This is a genomic window from Microcystis sp. M53602_WE12, from assembly GCF_030065455.1.
GTDB classification, from domain to species: domain Bacteria; phylum Cyanobacteriota; class Cyanobacteriia; order Cyanobacteriales; family Microcystaceae; genus Microcystis; species Microcystis aeruginosa.
The window spans coordinates 1-1,357 of the sequence record NZ_JASJFB010000103.1; the positions used below are offsets into that span (position 1 = coordinate 1).

The window sequence follows — 1,357 nt, forward strand, 5'->3', positions numbered from 1 at the left end:
AGCTAGACACTACCTAACAGCCACAGGCGATAGGCTGAGAGGCCAGAGATGCTGTCGTGGCTTTCATCTTACCTCTCAGCGGTTTTTGAGATGTTGCAACATATTCATCGTCGTCTCAAAATATTTCGGATACTTTCATCAAGATACAGAAATCGCCGTCGGCGATTTGGTCTGAGATTGAATTTGATTGCTGGTATCTACAATTACGAACTTCGTTACCGACAAAAGGATATATCTTGATTACTTTTGCAAGAGATCTTGTGATTGAGGCGTACCATTTTCCCTGTTTGAACATAATTATACAGGTCTTGGGGATTCCCCAATCTCTTGCTTTTCCTCGGATTTTAATCTTATCTAAGTTAGACAGAGTTAAAAAACCATGATGACCAGAAGAATCAATTGACCAACCAGCACCATCAGGATAAGTCCAACCTCGATAATTTCTAGATGCCTTAAACTTAGGATAACCTGATTTAAGTTTAAAGAATCTCTGAAAAGCAAAATCTACTCGTTTAACAGTGGGTTGCAGTGCATGGCTACCAAGTTCTTTATATTCTGTCCAACATTTCTTCAACTCTGGTAAGCAATTTTGTTGGTCAAAATAGTTAAGGTTTTTACCAAACTTTTTCGACTCGGTTTTGCGATGATAAACACAAGCATTATAAAGAGAGCAGTGTAGCTTTTGACTGTAATGAAGCTTGTTATTTTGTGTTTGGTTTGGATCAAGACGAAAAGTAATTCTCTTGATAGCCATAACTGATCGACCTAGGAAAGTTATACTTTTAGTATAGCCTACAGACATAGGTTGTCAATATGAAACCCAGAAAAGGTTCTCATAGTGTTTTTAGCGTGCGGTTACACTTTGTTTTTCTCACTCATTATCGTAGAAAAGTTATAACCGCTCAAATGATGGAACGGTTAAGGGAAATGATATGGCAAGTTTGTCGAAAGCTTGAATGTGAACTAATTGAGTTTTCTGGGGAGAGCGATCATGTACACATTTTGTTAGATTTCCATCCCCAAAATTCCATTTCTGCTGTAGCAGGATGCTTAAAGAGTTCCATTGCAAGAACAATGAAAAAAGATTTGCCCGAGCCGGTCAATAAATTCTACAAGAGTGAAGTGTCTTTTTGGTCTAATTCTTGTTATGTTGCGTCATCCGGGGCTCTTCTCGACTTTGTGTGATAATTTTTGCTTATGAAATCGTGAAATGTTTACTGGGAAAGACTTTTAGGACTATTTGGTTAAATAGGGTTTGCTGAATAATGGTAAAACCCTTTTAAAATAAAGCTTTTGACCTGTTAAAGTCCGATGTTAGTGCAAGAAAATAGGATTGGGACGTTCAAAAACCTTGCAT

1 protein-coding gene and 1 pseudogene are annotated in these 1,357 nt (G+C 37.7%); both read left to right on the forward strand.

From position 1 onward, the window contains the following. Nucleotides 1–96: 96 nt before the first annotated feature. Nucleotides 97–240, forward strand: a pseudogene (locus PX482_RS04290) (IS5 family transposase); the annotation flags it as partial. 573 nt (nucleotides 241–813) lie between these two features. Continuing rightward, nucleotides 814–1,185, forward strand: coding sequence for an IS200/IS605 family transposase (gene tnpA / locus PX482_RS04295; RefSeq protein ID WP_043999387.1), 372 nt, complete (start codon nucleotides 814–816; stop codon nucleotides 1,183–1,185). Nucleotides 1,186–1,357 lie beyond the last annotated feature (172 nt).

Bases quoted from the DNA above. Each gene is read 5' to 3' on its own strand.
- tnpA (WP_043999387.1), top strand. From the start codon at position 814: ATGAAACCCAGAAAAGGTTCTCATAGTGTTTTTAGCGTGCGGTTACAC.